Here is a 2,069-nt window from a genome sequence, read left to right as displayed (position 1 = left end):
CTTCACGAAGCTTTGCGTTTTCTTTTTCTAGCTGACGGATCCGTTCAGAATCAGTCGTCGCCTTCGCCTTGTCACGCAGGGTCTTCGTGCGGGCGCGCTTACCGGTGCCGTACTGCTTAAGCCAGGAATAAAGTGAGGATCGATTGACTCCAAGCTCTGCTGAAGCCGCGTGAAGTGAGAGGTCCTCATTGTTTTCGTAGAGGGCCACAGCATCACGTTTGAACTGTTCGGAGTACCTAGGCATGGTGGTAGATTACCTTTCTTCCCAACCCAACCGGGCTGGATATCAGGTGTCTACCAAACAGGGGTCAGGTCCTTTTGCTCTTGCAGTGGAGCTGTACAACAGGCCAACGTTGAAATACCACGTGGAGACCTGTTCAATTTTTCTCTGCAACGCATGGGAACTAATGCTCAAGGCGTACCTGATCCGAGAGCGGGGAATCGAGTCGATCTATTACTCGGACGAATCTGGAAAGACAATTGCTCTAGCAGACTGTCTCAAGAAGATTTTTACGAATGATAAAGATCCCCTGCGCATCAACATGGCGGAAATCATTCGCTTCCGCAATGTCAATACTCACTTCATCACTGATGAGTATGAGATTTTCATCGGACCGTTCCTGCAAAAGTCTGTCATGAATTATGCAGATAAGCTCCTCGATCTTCATGGTGAATCCGTTAGTGATTTAATACCGGAGAATCACTTGACGTTGGCCGTGCGCCGCGGTGCAATTGACCCTGACGTGATTCGGACGAAGTACGAGCCTCATGTCGCAGAGAAGCTTCTTAAGATGAGGCAGCTAGCCGCCGACGCGGCAGGAACCGGAGAAGGAGGTGCTGCTGCCGTCATCTACGAGACAAACCTGCGCATCGTCAAGAAGGCGAAGGATGCCGACCTTAACGTCTATGTCGACAAAGACGCGGAAGCCGGCGTCACCATCGTTAAAGACATCCGAGATGCTGCTTCCTATTACCCTTACACAGTTGGTAATGCAGTAAAAGAGGTGCGAAACCGGTTAAGGAAGTCGAAAACCACTATTTACTTCCGAGGCGAGGAAAAGTTATTCAACCGGTGGCACTTCAATCTCTTCAATAAGGTATTCCAATTTAGAGAGGATGCCAGGTACGCACACGATCGCAGCACCGCTGGAGAACCCAATTCATCCTGGACATACTCTCAGCGAGCAATCGAGTTTATCGTTGCACAACTCGAAAAAGAGCCAGGGACGTGTATTGATGCTTTGCAGGCCAAGGCGAAAGCAAAGTAAAAACGCCAACCCTCGGAGCAAAGGAATTCTCAGGCCGAAGCCCTACTCCCATTCGGGAACCCAGCTTTATCCTTCTTGGGTTGGCGCTGTACCCGCAAGAATAGTTGGGCGTGAGGCTTTCTACAACACAATTTTTCCCGGTGTGCTCAAAATGGCTTCAAAGCACTAGATAAACACAGCACAAGAATTTCGGGAAGCACCCTCAGTAGTCCAAGCGTCACTAGCCAGCGTCTGTGGCCAAGTGCAGCTTGTTTCTGCTTGCGCCGGTAATAGACTTGGCGGCGCACATGAGCGACGACATCGCCTTCCTCATCGATGATGTCCACGTCGAACCAATGCAAATACTTCTCACCGTTGGCCGTCTTTTCTTCGATGAGCGCGTAAGTCTCCTCGGGGATACGCATATCGGCGGTGACCGTGCCGCGGCCGGGTTTCAGGTACTTAATCTCACCAGCGGCATCCCAGATGCGGTACTCCTTGCCCAGTCGATGCATGGACGCAAGCATGAAGAACGGGTCCGTCATGGCGGAGAGCGTGCCACCGAAGGCAACACCCATGGCGTTCTTGGTCAGCATGTTTGGCCTGTGGCTGACAACGACGCGAGTGCCGTCATCAGCAAATTCTTGGATCTTGATGCCAGCGCCCAAGAAGGGCGGCCAGAATCCCATGAAGCGCTTGAGCTGGCGTGCAGAAAAGCGGGCCATGAGGAAAGCTCCGTATGAGTTGTGGGGGACAGGTGGGCTAAATGGCGCCAACTCTACCGTTACGGGTGTTGCGCAGGGGTATCTAGTAACACCGTGG

At 52.1% G+C, this 2,069-nt stretch carries 3 protein-coding genes; 1 reads left to right on the top strand and 2 read right to left on the bottom strand.

Annotated elements, in window-relative coordinates; translation table 11 throughout:
- Window positions 1–244 (bottom strand): IS3 family transposase (locus HMPREF2875_RS09940; RefSeq protein WP_070672742.1); only part of this gene is annotated, 244 nt, incomplete at its 3' end.
- On the opposite strand from HMPREF2875_RS09940, the gene HMPREF2875_RS09935 reads away from it, so the two are divergent.
- Window positions 243–1,268 carry a DUF3644 domain-containing protein gene (locus tag HMPREF2875_RS09935; protein ID WP_246817089.1) on the top strand — a complete coding sequence of 342 codons (1,026 nt, stop codon included), beginning with the start codon at window positions 243–245 and terminating at the stop codon, window positions 1,266–1,268. The genes HMPREF2875_RS09940 and HMPREF2875_RS09935 overlap by 2 nt on opposite strands.
- 146 nt (window positions 1,269–1,414) lie before the next feature.
- Here the strand turns inward: HMPREF2875_RS09935 and HMPREF2875_RS09930 are convergent, their stop codons facing one another.
- Complete coding sequence (locus HMPREF2875_RS09930) at window positions 1,415–1,972, bottom strand: DUF4442 domain-containing protein (protein ID WP_232751635.1); 558 nt, start codon at window positions 1,970–1,972, stop codon at window positions 1,415–1,417.
- Window positions 1,973–2,069 lie beyond the last annotated feature (97 nt).

The organism is Corynebacterium sp. HMSC078H07, assembly GCF_001812805.1.
Taxonomy (GTDB): Bacteria; Actinomycetota; Actinomycetes; order Mycobacteriales; family Mycobacteriaceae; genus Corynebacterium.
The sequence above is the reverse complement of the archived record's forward strand: the minus strand, read 5'-3'. Positions and strand labels throughout refer to the sequence as shown.